Origin of the sequence: Xanthomonas albilineans, assembly GCF_002939705.1 — a bacterium.
Classification (GTDB): Bacteria; Pseudomonadota; Gammaproteobacteria; order Xanthomonadales; family Xanthomonadaceae; genus Xanthomonas_A; species Xanthomonas_A albilineans.
The window spans coordinates 1-277 of record NZ_MDCB01000135.1; the positions used below are offsets into that span (position 1 = coordinate 1).

Here is a 277-nt window from a genome sequence, read left to right on the forward strand (position 1 = left end):
GGCCCAGCGCGCGGCGCAGATGCAAGGGCAGGGGCTGGTCATGAAGCTGTAGGCGGTAATCGAAGGTCATCCAGGTATGCCGCATGGACAGCCATGCGCTGAAACGCATCGCGCCTGACAAGTTCATCCACCGCAAGGCATTGCAACATCCCTCACGCTCGATTTCCCCCGATTTCCCAAGGAAGAGTCCCCCGATGAATTCGCGTACCAAAGGCATTGCCGCCGTCATCGCGTTGCTACCCGTTGCCATGGCTGGGCTGTATCTGTCCGGCTTTCT

Annotated in this window: 1 protein-coding gene; it reads left to right on the forward strand. The window is 59.6% G+C overall.

The window, feature by feature from the left end:
- Positions 1–83: 83 nt before the first annotated feature.
- A partial coding sequence (locus XalbCFBP2523_RS16525) for a hypothetical protein (RefSeq protein ID WP_146084175.1) occupies positions 84–277 on the forward strand: 194 nt, incomplete at its 3' end.